This window comes from Herpetosiphonaceae bacterium, from assembly GCA_036374795.1.
In the GTDB taxonomy this organism is placed as follows: domain Bacteria; phylum Chloroflexota; class Chloroflexia; order Chloroflexales; family Kallotenuaceae; genus LB3-1.
On the sequence record DASUTC010000112.1, the window covers coordinates 1 to 17,569 of the forward strand.

Here is a 17,569-nt window from a genome sequence, read left to right on the forward strand (position 1 = left end):
CTCGGCGAATCATTGAACCTCGAAGGTACGCTTGGTCTGCTAGAGATGTTTCCTGAGTTCTCAGAATATTTCTTCAGCAAAAAAGTTGTGACGGCCTACCTCGGCGACTATGTTTTCTCGTGTGACTTTGTGGCAAATAAAACCTTTCTGGCAAGGCTTCTCTTCCGGCTGATGGGCTACACCGCACCCAAAGAGTTTTTGCAGTTCGATCGACTCGGCTTTGATGCGGCGCTCTACGCGCAGACGGTCGCCAGCGCCTACTGTACGCAGATCGATGTCAAAGTTACCTCGATGGACTACGAGCGTGAAACGGACCGAATCACAACGCTACACTTGTCAGATGGCACCACACTACCGGCAACGTACGTCTTCGATGCAACTAATCACGGCCTGGTCGTAGCCCGCGCGACAGGTATTCGCCGCGATACGATTGGTGTACCGCAGCGCGTGGTGTACACTCATTACCATCTGCCAGAGCACCTAAAAAAAACGCCACCCGCTCCCGAGCCCTGGGAAACCGCGACGAGTATCGTCAAGCTCTATCCCGAGATTGATGGCGTCGATGGCATCGCCTGGTGCATTCCGCTGGGCAGCTACGTCTCGATCGGGGTGAGCACGGCGGCAGATGCGACCAAGCTGTTGGATGAGGAACTGCTTGCGGTTGCCGAGCGAGCCTATGCGCGGCGCGGCCTGCACTACCGGCGATGCTTCGTCGAGTCAGCCACGATTATGGAAGCCCACCACCACTACTTTGTGCATGAGCGGGCCTATGGTGCGAACTGGCTGCTTGCAGGGCCGGCATACGCCCAGGTCTGGTGGATGGCGGGTGCCGGTGTCGGCACCGGCTTTGCGGCGGCACAGATCGCGCCACAGGTCTTACAGGCACCACAGGAGATGGGACGTGTCTATCACGAATATCTGCGGCATCTGCTAGGCATCCACAGCACCTTCGACTGGTTCGCGCTCTCGAAGCTGCCGGAGGTCACGCCAGAAGGCATTATTCGTCAGTCCGATCGCTTTGTGTTGACCAACCTACGTCGTCTTGCAAAAGCAACAGCACTTAACGGCACCCGCTCCCAGCGGCTGGTAGGCGCGATATTTGCGCGTCTCTGCGAGACAAATCTGGTGATCAAGAATTACTGTATGGTGTATCGTGCCCCTCTAGAAAGGCAAACGGCGAAGGTATTTAGCGACGCTCCGTAAATCGTACAGCCCGTGGTGACTATGCAACTAACTGACGAGCCAGTCCTTAGCGATCGGGAAGTTGTCGAGCGTCTTGTCGAAATGATCGCAGGCACGCGAGATACCGCTGATGCCCCAACGGTGCTGCATCAGGATGTGATCAGCCACATGGACGGCCTGACATTCCGGGGCATTAGCGCCTGGCAGACCTGGCTAGCGTTTATTCGATCGCACAGCAGGGTCGCTAAGCTAACAGCCGACTGTGACCGGATTGTGACGAGTCCCAATCATACTCTGACCGTGTACGGGCGCTGGCGTGGTGATGCTCGGGGTTCGCCAGCGGTTTCCAGCGAAGTCTGGGCCTCATACCGCGTACAAGATGGCCTGGTTGTCGAGATTTGGACGACTAGAACGAACTATACATTTATTCTTGGCCCAATCATGCGGTTTCGTATCGGATTGCTGATGGTGCTCGCCTATGTCGGGATTTGGAGCAGATGGCGCGGCGCTCAGATTGTTCGTGGTAGTTGAACCACGTGTTCAAGGAGGCATTGACATGGCCCAAGCTCAGCCCAACCAGCTTCGTCGTCCAATCAGTTTTACGCGCCGGTTGAATGAAGCATGGCACAAGCCAGCCCTGATGGTCTTTCTGGTGATCGTGCTGGCACACTGGGTGGAGCACCTGGTGCAGGCGTATCAGGTGTATGGCATGCACTGGCCTCGCAGCCAGGCCGGTGGCTTCCTCGGCCTCTTCTTCCCCTGGCTCGTCTCCTCCGAGCTCCTCCACTACGTCTATGCGATCGTCATGCTGATCGGCTTCATCTGGCTACGGCCCGGCTTTGTCGGTCAGGGCCGCACCTGGTGGAACATCGCGCTGGCGATCCAGATCTGGCACCACTTCGAGCATCTGCTGCTGCTGATCCAGGCGGCGCTGGGCACGCCCTTCTTTGGCGCGGCTGCCCCCACCAGCCTTTTGCAGCTCGCATTTCCGCGCATGGAGCTGCATCTCTTCTACAACGCCGTCGTCTTCGCCCCAATGGTCATTGCTATGTTCTACCACTCCTTTCCATCTGCGGATGAGGCTCACCGCGTGAAGTGCAGCTGTGCCTTGCGAAAGCCTGCCCTGACCTAGCTGGTCAGCCCCATCTAGCCAGCCAATTCACAGACGCGCCGCACCCCGTCCGGCAACGAGACAGGATCGTCTCTACGCCAGGGCGGGTTCTCATATTTAATCAGCACGCCTCTTTAGATCTGATATCCACACTCACATGTTTCCAAGCCGGGCAACTTCCAAGAAGATCTCAGGCAAGCCCTCCACTAGTATGGAGATTGGTCAGTAGGAGGCAGTAACGTTTGCTGCAGGCTTGTACCTGGGATGCTGGCGGCGCAGTGCAGATGGTTCCGTTGACGTGGTGGTGCAATTGCGCCACATCCCGTCGAACTCCCTCCACACCTTAACTACAGTCGTCGCGTCCTCATAGATGATGTGAGGTGCTAACATGTCCCAACCACGCGGAGCGGTACCTGGCGCGCTGAGACTCCTCTATCACCATCTGGCGAGTCGTGCAGCGGATCTGGCGCAGACCGCGCCCAGCGAGAGCGAGATGCTTGCACGCCAGCAGCTTGAACGGATCAAACGATCGTTCGTATATGGCTATCAGGCCGCTTTGTTGGGGTTTAATGATGAGAAGCTGGCGCGTAAGTTGAATGAGGTCGATAGGGATCTGCGCGGATTTGCCTTTGAGGGAGCTGCCGCAACGCTCACGGCGCTCGATCTTCTGATGGTCTGGCGGCCAAATCGCCTGCCACGGTTCTTAAATGGAGTCGGCGCTGAACATATCTACGCAGGCTATATCGGCGTCGGGTGGATCTTGGCGCGGCTGCCAGCCCACACCGAGCGCCGCGTGGCCTGGCTCGATCCGCTGCTGCGCTGGCTGGCGATCGACGGCTATGGCTTTCACGAAGGCTATTTTCATCCGTATCGTACAGTGACCCAGCAGCTTGTTCCCGATCAACTGGCGGGCTATGCCTGTCGCGCCTTCGATCAAGGTCTGGGACGAAGTCTATGGTTCCTGGCAGGCGCGAACGTGCTGCATATTCCCGGCATGATCGGCAAGTTCGATCCGCTACGCCGCGCGGATCTGTGGAGCGGTGTAGGGCTGGCCTGCACCTATGCGGGCGGCGTGGATCAGGCCGCGATCAGGGTATTGCTGGAGCGCGCCGGACCATACCAGGCCGATATGGCGCTCGGCTCGGCGCTGGCTGCGAAGGCGCGTCAGCGGGCGGGCTGTTCGACAGACTATACCGATCTTGCCTGCACGATCTTATATGGTCTATCCGCGCGGAATGCCGCCAGAATCACCGATGATGCCCTGGCAGATCTCCCGTTCGACGCTCCGGAGCCAGCCTATGAGATCTGGCGCCAGCGGATTCAGCAATCGGTCACGGCGGCCAGATTTTCAGACGCCGTAGATTCAGATTGATCGTTCTCACACCACCAACCGGCCCACCTGCACAGGCATTGAGCGCAACAGGTGGGCCGGTTTCGTCGGATCTGGATGATGGTCTTTAATCTCTCTGGATTACGAACCGCTGATGCCACGGAAGGCAAGAATCGATCCGCTACCGCTAGGTCCTGCCTATCACGCGCTCGCGGAACAGGATATCATGCTCGGCGTAGCCATGGAGATGTTTGAGTCGCTTGTGGAGGAGCTGCGAGAGTGCGACCAGAATCGGCGGATCGATCGACTGGGCTGGTCGCAGGAACACATCGGCTTTGATCGCGGCGCGCGTCGTCTTAGTCGCGATCATATTGCGAGCCTTGCCCACGAGGATCGGTTGATCCTGCATCAGCTCGGCAGCGCTGGTACATTCTTGATCGAAAGCCGCGACGAGCATATAGTGCTCACCACACGGTACATTATGGATTTGATAGCCGCCGACCTCCGGCACCAGCGTACAGGCCACCGGCTGACTTTCTGGAATTGGCGAGTTGAACAGACCGATCAAGATCGGACCGCTGATCAACTCCTGCGTAGAAACGGTTCCCTGAACGGTCCAGCCATCCAGACTTTTTGCTTCTCGATCGTGCCGAGAGGCAGCAGCGGCAAACGCCTGGATCGAAGCATAGGCGGAATCTTTCGCCCGTGATCGCAGCTGGCTAGGCGACAGCCCCACCAACTCCGTGAAACTCTTGGTGAATGTGCCGAGGCTGTTATACCCGACCATAAAACAAATCTCGGTAACGCTGAGCTGAGTCGTGATCAGCAGCCGCTTCGCCGCCTGCAAGCGCAGCGCCGCTTGAAATTTGCTGGGTGGAATGCCGGTAACTTGCCGAAACACCCGGTTGAAGTGATACGGGCTGAGCTGAGCAATCTCCGCCATATCCTGAAGCATCAGCGGCTCGTCCAATCGTTCGTGGATCGTGCGAATGACTCGCTCAGCCGCCTGATGGTAGGTCGTCGGCCTGCCGCCGCGCCGGGCCACGAGGCGAGCAGCGGATTCTGTTCGGAAAAACAGTGATGCTAATGGCTGGGAGAACGCCACGTTTGTAGCCTGGTAGTCCTGAACATCGATCGACATATCGAATCCTTACGGTGACGAAGAGCGGATCAATCAACGCAGGAGATGGATCAATCGGCTGAGCCTTTCCGCCCGGAGGCAAAGCCTATGGTCACGAGCTTCGTGCGCATCGAGCAGAGCCGAATTCGCAAAAGAGCGGGCGCGTACACGCGCGGATACCCACGCGGCAGCGCCCACCCTCACAGGCTGATCATGCCGTCAGCGCAGCAATGCCATTGCCCAGGTGCAGCTCGCGATCGGGCAAGTACGATGGATCGCTGAGGATCGCCAGCACCAGCGGCGCCTCTTGATCCTGGAGGCGCGTCGCCAGCGTTGCGATCACCAGCGTTTCCGCCGTGAACAGCACCCAGCCATCCGGCAGATGCGTCGAGTAGCGCAGCGGTGTTTCCACCGGCAAGCCGGCCTTGATCAGGCACTCGCCTGCTGCCCACAGCCGTGTCGCCGCGATCGAGAGGTCCTCGCCCGTCGTCCGGATAAGCTGTTGTAGCAGCGCCGTCCGCTCCAGCCCCAGCAGCGATTGCCATGCCTCAGGATCGCGCTGCCGCACCGACTCAAGATCGCAGGCAATCGTACCCTCGCCCACGACCGCCAGCGTGAGCGGCTCGCTATGCGCGAGTGAGATCGACGGTCCATCGCTCAACACGGGCTTGCCATCGGGGCGATGATAGATCGTACTCAAGCGACCGACGATCCGCTGGACCACATGCTCGGCACGTTGCTGGCGGTCGCTGGTGGCGTCGTGCTCCAGGCCAACGATTGGCGGCGGCTGCTGAATCAGCGATTCAAGCGAGCGCTCGACATACGGACCCAGCAGCGCCGCAGGCCAGCCCTGAGCAAACTGTACATCTTCGACGATCCGCAGCCGCAGCCCAACCCAGCGCTCGCGGAGCGCACCATCAGGTGTGCGTACCTCCACATCGTAGGTGAAGGTCATGCCGTCGCGGAATCGTTCGCGAGCAGTTGAGATCCAGGTTGTGTCGGGCTTCACATCGTGGATTTCCAGCCGATCCACGCCGACCGGCAAGATCCTGGCGTGCGGAATACACGACTGGATGGTGTGCAAGATCGCGTCGCGAGCGCCGGCATCGCCCAGCAACATCGAGGCCGGAAGGTAGCGGTCGAACCAGCTCGTCTGCTGGTTGACGCGAATGTCGGCAACACAGCCTTTCGCGCTCAACTGCTGGTACGCGCGCAGGCGCTGGAAGCGGCCTCGATGGAAGAACATCCCGCCGTACAGTTCGCGATCCGGGTTAATCGGCACCGGCGTGAGGGCGGCAAGATCGCCCGGCTCGAAGGATGGCTGTGGCTGTGGCAACGTTCCAGGCACGGCGACATAGCATCGCGCTGCGAAGTGATCGACCTGGAAGGCCGTTTCTTCGCTACGAATCGCTACGTCAATCAGACCGGGCTGCCGTACCAACGCCGCGATCCTGATCCTGGATGCTCCCTGCGCCGGAATCACAATCGGTCGATCCAGGCGAATCTGCTCAAAGACCGGCGGAGCGCTCGATTCGGTGAGCACCGCAGCGACCTGGGCCATCGCTTCCAGACCAACCACCGCAGGCACCAGGCGCTCACCACGGAACACGTGATCGTCCAGATACGGATCGCTCTGGCGCGAAAGTGTCACGTCAACCACCAGCTCGACGCCAGCAACCGCCACCTTCGGATCTTCAAGGAAGCGCAGGAAGGGTAGCTCCGGCTGCTCGGCCTGCAACGTTGGGATCGCACCAAAACGGCCAGTCACGACAACCGCTACGGTCGGCAGCGGCTGGGCCAGCAACCGGCGGAACAGATCCAGGCCCTGGTCCGGGGGAATCGGCGTAATGCCTTCACGGCGCAGCGCAGCGACGCGACCGAGTCGCTCGCCCATGCCGATGCTCGACCAGACCGACCACTCGATCGCGACACAGCGACAGGCCGGATGCTCCGCCGCGAAGCGCTCGGTCATGCGGACCAAGCGGTCGTTCGCCAGCGCGTAATCGGCCTCGCCGCGCAGCCCCGTGCGGGCAATGATCGAGCCAAACGTTACCAGCAGACGCAGCTGATCGGGATCGATCGCCGCCAGCAGATTGGCGAAACCGTCCACCTTCGGCGCGAAGGTCTTGCGGATCGCGGCCTCGTCGAGCTGGCCGAGCAACTGCGGCTCGTTCCTCGCAGCGCCGTGGATGATTGCCGTGATCGGACCCAGCGCGGCCTCGGCCTCCTGGATCGCTAGCTTGACTGCGGCGGCATCGGAAATATCGACCGCCTGGTAGCGCACCTGGAGCCGCGCAGCCTGCATCCGCTCCAGATTCTCCGCCAGCTCACGATCGTTTTCCGGCAGCGAGCGGCCAAGCAGCACCAGCTTCGCGCCGGTTTCCTGGGCCAGCGTCAGCGCGCACTCGGCGGTAATACCTTTACCGCCGCCGGTCACTAGCAGCACATCGCTGGGATCGAGCGGCAGATCATCGGCTTCCGACGCAAGCGGCAGCAGCCGGAGCAGAGGCTCGCGACGTGTGCCATCAGCATCGTAGTGGGCTTCGACGTAGCCACGGGCCGCCAGCGCCTCGCCCACAATCCAGGCCGTCGCCTCGGGATGATCCAGCGGCACATCCACCACGCAGGTATCGATCGCCGGTGCTTCGAGATGGGCTGTACGCGCCAGTGGCGCGCCGCCGCCGCCATGCTGCACCACCACAAAGGTGCCGGATCGCCGGTTCAGCGCCATCTGCGCACCACTCAGCAGCAATCCAAGCTGCTGTACATCAGGATCGGGCGGCAAGCAGACGACGACACCCTGGCCCTGATTGCTCTCGGCAAACGCGCGATTGAGCGACTCGGTCAGGGGATACCCGCTCGGCGCAAGGATCGTCCAGATTCCCTGGCTAGCGGCTGGCGCAGAACGTCGCGCTCGCTCGACCAGCGACACCTGGAACGGTCGAATCCACAGATCAACGCCGACAGGCAGCGGATCACTTGGCTCCGCAACCTCCCTGCCGGTTTGGAGGAGATCCTCCAGTGTTTGGGCCACCTGTCCGACCGTCGCGTTGGCGTAGTCGGTCGGCGTAACGAGGCTTTGAATGCCGAGCATACGCGCGGCCTCGACCACAATCTGCCCGACTGAGATCGAGTTCAGGTGCAGATCGTTGAGCAGGTTATCTTCTGGCCGAACAGCGTCAGGCGGCAACTCGGCGCGCTGCGCGATCAACTGGCGCAACACATGCAGCACCGAATCCTCGTTTGCGGCGATCGGCTCGACGGTCGGCTCAGCCGACGCCACCTCGATCGGCGTGACATCGACCGGCGGCAGGAGTGGCAGTGCCAGCACCTCGTCGATCTGCGGCGCAAGCTCGCACGGGCTGACGAAGAATCGCGGCTGGTACTGAAGATCGAACGGACGCGTCAGCCGATCGGCAAACAGCTCACGAACTCGAACCGGCGCGCCCTTGACGAAGGCGGCACCGACCGCGCGGAGCAGACCAAGCAGCGATGACCCACCGGCGTCGATCGCGACAGCAGGAACATCCAGCACAGGTTTGACCAACTGGCTCAAAATCTGGCCCGGCCCCACTTCGATCAACAGATCGGCCATCGATCCTGCAATCGTGCTGGCTTCCATGAAGCGCACCGGCTGCGTGACCTGACGATACAGCAGATCGCAGAGGTCGGTGTCGCTGGCGAGCGGCTGACCCGTAACGGTCGAGATGACCTTGCGCTTGAGCGGGTGCAGCGTTTGTGTCGCCAGGTAGGTTTTCAGCGGACTGGCCGCCGCCTCAACCAGCGGCGAGTGGAAGGCATGCGAAACCGGCAGCAGCGTTGCGTTGAGCTGCTGGCTGCGCGCGCGCTCGATCACCTTGGTCACAGCCTGCGCCTCGCCGGCGATCACGGTCTGCGTCGGCGAGTTCAGCCCGGCGATCACCACTGGCGTACCGTCGATCAACTGCTGGACGACCTCCTTACCGGCGCTGAGACTTGCCATCGCGCCAGTAGGAGAGCCCAACTGCGCCATCGCCTTGCCGCGCACGGTCGCTACCCGCAGCAGCGCTGGAATGTCGAGCGCGCCGGCCCAGTACAGCGCCGTCAACTCGCCGAGGCTGTGCCCGACGGCGCTCTGCGCCGTAATATCCAGATGGTGCAGCACCCGCAGCGCCGCGATCGAGGAGCGCACAATCGCGGGCTGCGCGACTGCGGTGTTGACGGTATCGCCTCCGGCTGGCAGCGCCGCGTGTGCATACAAATCTTCGACGATCGTGAACCGCCGCCGCAGCGCGCCGCCATCCAGGTACGAGGGCGAGCCCTGGCCGGGGAACAGAAAGCCGATCCGTGGCGGTCGTGTGGGCGCGTCCAGGAACACGTAGCCGTCATCATCCCAGGCGCTGGTGCGCTCTTCGGCGAGCCAGGAGTTGAGGGTTTCCAGGCGGTCGGTCAGCTCAGCCGGCGTGGACGCGATCACAACTGCGCGGATCGTTCCCAGCTTGAGCGATCGGGCCAGCTCGGCGGCGAGATCGCTCAGCTCGGCAAACGCGATCTGGGGTGCTCGCTGAAGCACTGCCTCGATCTGACTCTGCAAGGTCAGGCGGTCGGAGGCGCTGAAGAAGAAGATCTCTCCATCCTGGGGCGTTGACAGCGCCAGCCGCTCGGCGGTCGTGAGCGATGTTCGGCGCTCGATTGCGCTACCGCCGAGCACGATATGCGCGTTGATTCCGCCAAAGCCCATCGAGCTAACGCCGGCGCGGAGTGGCTGATCCTGCGGCCAGAGCTGGCCGCTGCTGCCAACACGTAATGCGGGAGCGTCGCCGGTTAGTTCGGGATGCGGCGTTTGGCTGCCGGTCGTCGGCGGTACGATCTGGGTGTACAGCGCCATCGCGGCTTTGATCAGCCCGGCGATGCCAGCCGCCGCTTTGGTATGGCCGATATTCGCCTTCACCGAGCCGATCACGGCAGGCACACTTGCGCCTGCGTCACGCCGCGCCTGGCTCAGGGCGCGCAGCTCAGTCGCGTCACCCACGGCGGTGCCGGTGCCGTGGCCCTCGAAATACGCCACGTTTTCGATCCCGATCTTGGCGCGGCGATAGGCCCGGCGGATCGCCAGGAGCTGGCCTTCGACTTCGGGCCGTGTGATACCACCGCTGCCGTCGGACGAAATGCCCCAGCCCTCGATCGTCGCATAGATGCGCCGTCCCTGCGCGATGGCATCGTCCTCGCGCATCAGCACGATGATGCCACAGCCTTCGCCAGGCCAGAATCCGGCTGAGCGGGCGTCATAGACACGCATGAGATCGGTTGCCAGCGCGCCGGTTTTTGCAAAGCCGATCAGCTCGAACGGATCGAGGCTGAGATCCACGCCGCCGGTGATCGCCACATCCAGATCGCCAGCCACCAGGGCGGAGCATGCCGATGAGACGGCCAGCAGCGACGAGCTACAGGCTCCGTCGACTGTGTAGCCGCCGCCATGCAGATCGAAATAGTTGCAGATCCGGCCCGCGATGGTATTGGCAAGACCGCCGGCTAAGGTTTCTTCGCCAATCGGTGGGAACGGCGTTTTGTACAGCTGCTCCAGGCGCGACAAAAAGATCTGGCGTTGCTCGGCGGTCCAGCCAGCTTCGCGCAGACCAGCATCCATCACACGCTGGACATAGGGCCAGCGCAGCCGCATCACATTGGCCCGCGAAAACTCGCCAGTCAGTGTGTTGCCGAGCAGCACGCCGGTTTCGGTGCGCGGCAGGCCAACGCCATCGGGAAAGCCCGCATCAGTCAACGCCTGACTCGCAATGTCCAGCGCCAGCCAGTGAGCGAGATCCGCCGATCGAAACGTTGATCCGACGACGCGGAACTTCAGTCGGTCGAAATCGTAGCCCTCGATCACGGCGGCGTGCTGGCCATAGGTGCGATCGGGTGCGGCCCGATCCGCTGACCAGTAATCGGCGGGATTCAAGCGCTCAGACGGCATGAGGCGGAACGCGCGGCGTTGTGACAGCACGTTCTCCCACAGTTCTTGTGGTGAAGCAGCATCGGGATAGCGACAGGCCATCCCAACGATCGCAAGATTGTTCGTCATAACTTGTTCCCCGTCCTAAGAGCTGGTTGCGGTGAGACAACAACGTTGCGTTGCGTGAAGCGCGCCAGTTGCGCCTGAAGATATAAGCCTATTCCCCGCAGGCCGCAGACGATCGTGAGAGCGAAAAAGAGACCGAACACAATATGCGACAGCACCAGGACCATATACGTAATAGCGACGGCCATGCCAAAGAAGACCTGAGAGCGTGGATCGAGCGGACTGGTGCTGGGATCGGTGATCATGTAAAAGGTGAAGAGAATAAACGCCACGCCGGTCATCGGCCCCAGCGCGGAAACTACCGGCGTTCCCAGCACCAGGCTGCGTCCAATCGCCTGGAGCGCGAAGGTGCCGAGCCATGCTAAGATCAAGGGCATCTTGCCGGTGAACTTCGAGTTAATCATCGTTCCCGCCAGCGCAATCGCTACCGGCAGAATCCAGTCGCCGATGCCGCTCAAGTTCTCCGTGAAGTGATACGGCGGCGCGATGCCAACCCAGGGAAAAACAACCAGGGTAGTGGCAATGCCGAGATTCGATGGGTTGAAGAAATGCCGCGACGAGCCGTTAATCCGCAGCCGGAGGATGCTCTTGGAGGCGATCGCGACGATCACGGCGAACATGATTGGACCGACCCGATCGTTGCTGTAGAGCAGCATCGAGATCGCCATCGACGCGATATGTGCGGGCAGCAAGTAATCGACCAGTGTGCGGAAGCCGCCGCGAAACTTGGGCGCGCGGCCAGTGGTGCGGGCCGAAACCCACTCCAGCCCCAGCTCGACGACATAGGCGGTGATCGCCGCCGCAAACATCTGTGCCCAGGACTGTTCAAAGCCAAGCAGAAGGCGGCCAATAATATTGAAGACCGTGATCGAGATCGCGAAGCGGCGAAGTCCACCCAAGCGTCTAGCCTGAATCTGATTCTGTTCCATGATCATCTTCTCCTCAACATTACCAGCCAAGTTGCACGGTATGCCAGCCTGGCGTGAGTGTGATGGTTTCGGTACGAACTTCGCCTGTCGGCGTGCGCCAGCGCAGATCGACGGTGAGCTGGGCGTCGGGCGCGATCTGACCAAGGCCGACATGCAGATCCGGGCTGCGCTTGCCGGAATGGCCGCTGCCGCCGTCCACCTGGACCACCTTGGTGCTTCCGTCGGGCAGATGCACGGTTGCCGTCGCGCCGATCGCCGGGCTGCCCGCGCTGCCAAGATGACCTTCAGTTGCCGTCGTCGGCATGGACGTGGTTGGCAGCCGCAGATGCAGGCCCAGGAAGCGATCGGTGCTTGGGCTTTGATTGTGATAGAAGGCCGAAGCCGCCCACTGGTGCGCCACGACGAAATCTTGCCTGCCGTCGCCATCGACATCGGCGATCGCGATGCCGCGCGTGACCTCGGTATCGTCGATGCCGATATCTGCCGCTAGATCGTAGTAGCGGCCATCGGAGGCGCGAACAAAGAACGGATTGTGCGCATGACCGCTCAGATCGTCGCCGGCATGAAACTCCGGCCAGTTGCTCGGATATTGCAGCAAGGTATCATTCGACATCGCCAGCTCGTGCAGTTCCGGCCAGCGATTCGTGCTTCCACGCAGGAAGCCGGTGGCCTGAATAGCCTCAGCGGTGCCGTTGTTATCGAAATCGTCAAGGCGCGCATCCCAGCTCCAGTTACTCCGCGACAGGCCCAGCTGCTCGCTTTGATCGATGTAGGGCGCGATCCCCTGCTGCATCTGGTCGAGCCTGCCGGTGCTGACAAAGACAAAATGGCTTTCTTCCAGCGAGAATTCACCGGCGATGTTGCTGACATACAGATCCAGCAGGCCGTCGGCGTTGAGGTCGCTAAACTCGATGCCCATGCCTTTGAACGAGTCCTTGCCCAGCACCTTGGAGTGCGGCGTCGTGAACGACCGCTGACCCTCAAGCAGCGCAAAGGCGGGAGCGCCGGGCCTGGAGCGATTGTGCAGCAGCCGGTCGGGGCCGAAGTCATTGGCAAAATACAACTCCGGCAGCAGATCGCCGTCGAGATCGGCAGCGCCTACTGCCAGCGTCCAGCCGGAGCCGCCGTAGGCATCGAACGCGCCGACCTGCTCCGTGAAGCTGGCGGCTGGCTGCTTCTTGTCCGCGCCCGACCAGAGCAGAAGCCGGTTGCGACCGCCGTTGTAGGCCCGCGACATCGAATACTGCATGTGCGCAACATCGGTAGCCTGGGCATCCAGGATGCGCATACCGTCTGGGAAATAGTTGCCGATGATGATGTCGATATGACCGTCGCCGTCCACATCCGCCAGGCTGGCCGCGTTGGTATTCCAGATCTCCTGGCTGGTGGTCAACTCCTGGCGAGCATAGGTCGCGCTGCTGAGTGACCTCGGCGCTGCGGGATCGCCCTGGCTCAGAAACAGGATCGGCGTGCGGCCCCAGAAATACACCAGCATATCGGCGGCTCCATCCTCGTTGAAGTCGCCGGGCAGGCAGCCCATCGGGGCGGTTGTGTTGGGATCGTAGCGCAGCGGCGCGGGATCAAGCGCAAAGGGCTGATAACGTTGGGTCGTGCCCGGTACGGTCGCGACAACAACCTGATCGATGCGGGTATCGACATAGCACGTATCGTTGGGCAGACCATCGCCATCCAGATCGTGCAGGGCCGCAGCAGCGCCCACCGACGATATCCAGGCGATATTCCGCTCAAAGCTCGGATGCACCGTACGGATCGTTCGTGCGGGATAGCCGCTGACTTCGGGAAGCACGCTTGCCTGGAACGAAAAACGATCGCGGAGGGCGGCACGTTCGGCGGCTGGTAGCTCAGGCAAACGCACGACCTGATAACTCACCGCGATCAGTGAGATCGCGATGAGGCGGCTTGCTTGACTCTTGAAAAACGTGAACAATGCCATGAGAACGTCCTCCTCCATGTGTCGTCATCACAATCTCACCAGGCAACCGCTCTCAGGCGCGGGACTTGCAGTTGCGATCGTCCGCTGGTGCGGCAGCACCGATCGGCGGGAGATCATGTAATCATGTATGGTTGCGGCGACTATCGCATCTGTGCAGGTGCGGTCGCTGCCGTTGAGAGCGGCGACCGCAGGCCAAGCATGTATGGCGAGCGACTGGCATCGGCTCGATGGTTCACGCAAGGAGTGTCACGACTCCGCGTGCCAGTCGCGTTGGGCTGGGATTTGGAGCAATCCTACGAGCCGATAAGCTGGCTGCGTGTCGCAGCATACGAGGTCATCGCTAAGGTTACGCAAGCGGTCACGGCTTCCCCAAAGCTTTCGGCGTGGCCGGTCGCGTTGCCCCACTTCCATAGATACGCGCCGTCTCGCCCCTGCATCACCAACATCGGGGTTGGCAATGTGACCAGTTCATTCATCAGTTCCGTCTCTAGTGACATGGCGAGTTCCGATCCCGGCTGCGACGACCCGGCGAGGTTCAGTTCGCCCTGAACAGCCTTGTACGAGCGCATCGCCAGCGACAGCGCCGACAGGACCGATTCGATAAAGGTATCGGCCTGACCGGTCGCGTCCTGCCATTTCCAGGCGTATTTGCCGCTGTTGCGTTTCATGATCGAAACTGGAACCGGCAGGCCGCTCAAGACCTGAGTCAGCGTTTCTTCCAGGCTCGACGTCTTGGTCGGAAGCGCTGGCGCTTGTGCCATTCTGGCCTCGGCCTCATGCACATCGCTCGGAATGACGGTCCAGGAGAGGACGCCGCCGAGCTTGCCGATGATGTCCAGTCCCAGATGCTCCAGAATCGTGTCGTCGTCGTCGTGATACGCCAGATCGGTGAACACAAACAGCCAGCGCGCGTCCGCATGCGAGGTCCTCTCGGCGACCTCAACGCGATGGCCGACCGTCCAAGCAAGCAGATTGGCTGTTTCTTCGAGCTTGTCCGGTTTGCATACAACTTTGATGACTGCTGTTGGCTGTGACATGCGGCATCTCCTCAGTCACTGTGTCAGTGTGGACCTGGTATTCGGCCAGATGGCATAGCGCCGAAGGTATGCTTCTGAAGCCGCATGGTCGCTCGTTCTATCGCTTGCGCCGGGCAACACGTCCCGGTCGTGGACGTTCGGACGGTGGTCGGCTAATTCCCTAGTTGTTGTTCATGGCGGCCCAGGCTTCCGCACCACAGGCCACGGCTTCTTCCACTACAGCTTCAATGTCGGCAAGCGTCGTGCGCGGATTGATGAAACAGGAACGAATCACGAACGCACTGCCGAGCACGGTCGCCGAGGGCAAGCTCCGGCCTCGTGCACGCATTCGGCCCAGCACTGAGCGGTTAAGGGTGTTGAGCTGCTGGATCGTCGCCTGATCCGTCCTGCTGCGCAGCGCTTCCGGCACGTAGCGGAAGCAGCAGGTGGAGAGCGTAACCGGCGCTACTAGCTCAAGCTCCGGCGTTTCCTGGATACGCTCCGCCAGGTAGCGGGCGTAGGCGTTGTGCCGACACACCCGGGCTTTGATCCCATCCGCACCGATTTCTTTCAACACTGCCCAGACTTCCACGCCTCGCGACGGTAGGGTGTGCTCGATACCAAAGCCCTGGAACATGTAGCCGAAATCGTCGAGCTGCGAGGTCAGCGGCGTATCGGCGGTGTAGATCGGCAGGGAGCCTTCGACATACCCTGCTTCCTCAAGCCTAAAGGCGCGGGCGAGTAGCTGCGCATCCCGCACAAACAGGCCGCCGCAGCCCATCGAGGTTGCCAGCCATTTATGCGGATCGATCACCATCGAGTCGATCATGCTCAGGTCGCCGTAGAGATGGGCGATCGCGGGGTCCAGAACGCCGAACAAGCCGTACGCGCCATCGGCGTGGAGCCAGATGTCTTGCTCGCGACACAGTGCGATGATCTCCGGCAGCGGATCGATCGCTCCCGTGTTCGTCGTGCCCGCATTCGCCACCACCGCTATCGGGGTGCAGCCCGCCGCCCGATCCTGCGCGATCTGCCGACGTAGCGCGGCGACATCCATACGCAGCGCTTCGTCGGTGGGGATCGTAACCACGGCTTGGCGGCCCAGGCCCAGCACGCCGCCGGCGCGGTAGATGCTGTGATGTACCTGGGACGTGGTATAGATACGAGGATTCGGCAGGCTGGCAATGCCGTGAAGCGCCGGATCGCTGCCACGCTGCTCGGCGGCATGCTGCCGCGCGGCGCCCAGGCAGATCAGGTTGGCGACCGCGCCGCCGCTGGTGAACAAGCCTTGATAGCTGGCGGGCAGGTTCAGCAGCTCGGCTAGCCAGCGCAGCGCCAGCGCCTCCAGCAGATTAAAGGATTGCACGCCGACGATCAGCGGGCCGGCGATTGCCGAGGCCAGGTGCGCGGCGGCAGGAATCATGGTTGGCATTGTGGCGATCCAGCCGGAGAAGCCAGGCGAGCCGATGCGCAGGCCGTGTGGAATCACAACATCGCTGAGTGTCTTGAGGACGGCATCAGCGCCAGCGCCTTGTTTCGGCAACGGCTCGTCAAGCTGGGCGGACCACACAGCGCGCTCGCTCGCGGTACGCTCTGGCTGGTCGAAGCGGGTAAAACGCTCCAGCGCCGGGAGCAGCGATTGAACAGCCGAGCTTAAACCATCGATCGCCGCGTCATCCTCGGCTGTTCTAAGATCGTCTGCATTGTTTATCGCTGCATTTGCCATACTATCTTCGCTTCGTAGATAATCTACCTGAGCTGGATGGAAGAGCACGATGCGTCTAAAAGAACCATTTGATTTTTCATCTTCAACAATATCGATATTCAATCCATCGACGGAGCCGCATCGCTGCTGGAGTAGCGGTCGCTGGATTGAGACTATCTATCAGGTTATGGAATCAGCTCGTGTCCATATCCACTACTTGCCGGGAGGGCAGGTCACGAGCTGACTCGTTTGTTGGGTCGCTGTTTGGGGGACATCGTTGATGGTGGTTTGTCCCAGATGGCTGTTCAACCTTCAGCTTGATAACCGGAATGCAAACCGGAGCTGATCCTGAGATACTCAACCACCACGAACGATGTCCCAGATGAGTCATTGCGGCAGGGAAGGGATTTAGTTTTCCAGCCAAGCACCGATGTGGGTCTTGACGCGATGCAGAACCGCAACTGGCTCGCCGTCGGGATCATTGACGTTGTACAGGTTCACCGAGACGCCAGGAGCCGTGCCGCCGCCCTGACCGACCGGCGGGATGTGGGTGATCGTGTGCTCGAGGCGGATGCGATCCTTGTTGAACACGGTCAGGCCCGCGTCAACCAGGTTGAACATCATGTAGCCGTCCATCTGGCACAGCTTGGGCGAGTCCGCCAGGTTGTTGTAGTGCGTGCCCGAGCGGACGATACCACCCGAAGCCTGGTAGGCATCGTTGGTGCTGACTTCGATGCGACCGAACTTCTCGCTGACGCCGGCAACCGCCAGCTCACGCATGTGGATCGTGACCGACGCTTCGCGCCAATCGGACGAGGTCGGGTTCTCGCGCTCGATCTGGTAGTGGCCACGGAACTCGATGGTTTCCTGGCCCTGGCCAAGAACTTCGATGGTGTCCCAGGTCACGAAGTTCAGCTTATCGGTGCCACCCTCGGGCATCGTGAACAGCTGGAGGTCGGACAGGCTCTTCGGGCTGGGGATCAGGGTTTTGGTCGTCTCGGCGTTCACTGTGGCTGACATGGTGGATCTCCTTTTGGGGTTAATCCCCCGATTGTTTAGGAACTCCGTCGTTGTTCCTGAGGCTATTGTAGGCGTTCGCGTTCGTGCTGCCTTCTCAAATCTTGCTATGTGTTTCTTCTAGTTTGCTCACAGCGATGTCGTGCC

General features: G+C 61.2%; 10 protein-coding genes. 3 read left to right on the forward strand and 7 right to left on the reverse strand.

The window, feature by feature from the left end; translation table 11 throughout:
* The 3 genes from VFZ66_07475 to VFZ66_07485 form a co-directional block, all read left to right on the forward strand.
* Window positions 1-1,203, forward strand: a 1,203-nt coding sequence (locus VFZ66_07475; GenBank protein HEX6289014.1) for a hypothetical protein, incomplete at its 5' end; no start/stop codon positions are given.
* A 535-nt stretch (window positions 1,204-1,738) separates the two neighbouring features.
* Window positions 1,739-2,314, forward strand: a complete 576-nt coding sequence (locus VFZ66_07480) for a hypothetical protein (GenBank protein ID HEX6289015.1) — start codon at window positions 1,739-1,741, stop codon at window positions 2,312-2,314.
* A 367-nt stretch (window positions 2,315-2,681) separates the two neighbouring features.
* Window positions 2,682-3,665 (forward strand): DUF1702 family protein, encoded by a 984-nt coding sequence (locus tag VFZ66_07485; GenBank protein ID HEX6289016.1) that lies wholly within the window; start codon window positions 2,682-2,684, stop codon window positions 3,663-3,665.
* 145 nt (window positions 3,666-3,810) lie between these two features.
* Here VFZ66_07485 and VFZ66_07490 read toward each other — a convergent pair whose 3' ends face one another.
* From VFZ66_07490 to VFZ66_07520, 7 genes are all read right to left on the reverse strand, one after another.
* A complete protein-coding gene (locus tag VFZ66_07490; protein ID HEX6289017.1) occupies window positions 3,811-4,764 on the reverse strand; it encodes a helix-turn-helix transcriptional regulator in 954 nt (317 codons plus the stop codon).
* Between the two features lie 190 nt (window positions 4,765-4,954).
* Window positions 4,955-10,804, reverse strand: a complete 5,850-nt coding sequence (locus VFZ66_07495) for a type I polyketide synthase (protein ID HEX6289018.1) — start codon at window positions 10,802-10,804, stop codon at window positions 4,955-4,957.
* Window positions 10,801-11,730: an enediyne biosynthesis protein UnbU gene (locus tag VFZ66_07500; protein HEX6289019.1), complete on the reverse strand. Its 930-nt coding sequence runs from the start codon at window positions 11,728-11,730 to the stop codon at window positions 10,801-10,803. The genes VFZ66_07495 and VFZ66_07500 overlap by 4 nt, the downstream gene beginning before the upstream one ends.
* Before the next feature lie 19 nt (window positions 11,731-11,749).
* On the reverse strand, window positions 11,750-13,684 hold the full coding sequence (locus VFZ66_07505; protein HEX6289020.1) for an FG-GAP-like repeat-containing protein: 1,935 nt from the start codon (window positions 13,682-13,684) through the stop codon (window positions 11,750-11,752).
* A 293-nt stretch (window positions 13,685-13,977) separates the two neighbouring features.
* Entirely contained in the window at window positions 13,978-14,721 is a 744-nt protein-coding gene (locus VFZ66_07510; GenBank protein ID HEX6289021.1) for a hypothetical protein, read from the reverse strand.
* 160 nt (window positions 14,722-14,881) lie between these two features.
* Window positions 14,882-16,426 (reverse strand): aminotransferase class V-fold PLP-dependent enzyme, encoded by a 1,545-nt coding sequence (locus VFZ66_07515; protein HEX6289022.1) that lies wholly within the window; start codon window positions 16,424-16,426, stop codon window positions 14,882-14,884.
* Between the two features lie 387 nt (window positions 16,427-16,813).
* On the reverse strand, window positions 16,814-17,425 hold the full coding sequence (locus tag VFZ66_07520) for a DUF6073 family protein (GenBank protein ID HEX6289023.1): 612 nt from the start codon (window positions 17,423-17,425) through the stop codon (window positions 16,814-16,816).
* Between the last annotated feature and the right edge of the window lie 144 nt (window positions 17,426-17,569).

Coding starts and splice junctions, on each gene's coding strand:
- VFZ66_07480 (HEX6289015.1), top strand. CDS start 1,739: ATGGCCCAAGCTCAGCCCAACCAGCTTCGTCGTCCAATCAGTTTTACG.
- VFZ66_07485 (HEX6289016.1), top strand. CDS start 2,682: ATGTCCCAACCACGCGGAGCGGTACCTGGCGCGCTGAGACTCCTCTAT.
- VFZ66_07490 (HEX6289017.1), bottom strand. CDS start 4,764: ATGTCGATCGATGTTCAGGACTACCAGGCTACAAACGTGGCGTTCTCC.
- VFZ66_07495 (HEX6289018.1), bottom strand. CDS start 10,804: ATGACGAACAATCTTGCGATCGTTGGGATGGCCTGTCGCTATCCCGAT.
- VFZ66_07500 (HEX6289019.1), bottom strand. CDS start 11,730: ATGGAACAGAATCAGATTCAGGCTAGACGCTTGGGTGGACTTCGCCGC.
- VFZ66_07505 (HEX6289020.1), bottom strand. CDS start 13,684: ATGGCATTGTTCACGTTTTTCAAGAGTCAAGCAAGCCGCCTCATCGCG.
- VFZ66_07510 (HEX6289021.1), bottom strand. CDS start 14,721: ATGTCACAGCCAACAGCAGTCATCAAAGTTGTATGCAAACCGGACAAG.
- VFZ66_07515 (HEX6289022.1), bottom strand. CDS start 16,426: ATGGCAAATGCAGCGATAAACAATGCAGACGATCTTAGAACAGCCGAG.
- VFZ66_07520 (HEX6289023.1), bottom strand. CDS start 17,425: ATGTCAGCCACAGTGAACGCCGAGACGACCAAAACCCTGATCCCCAGC.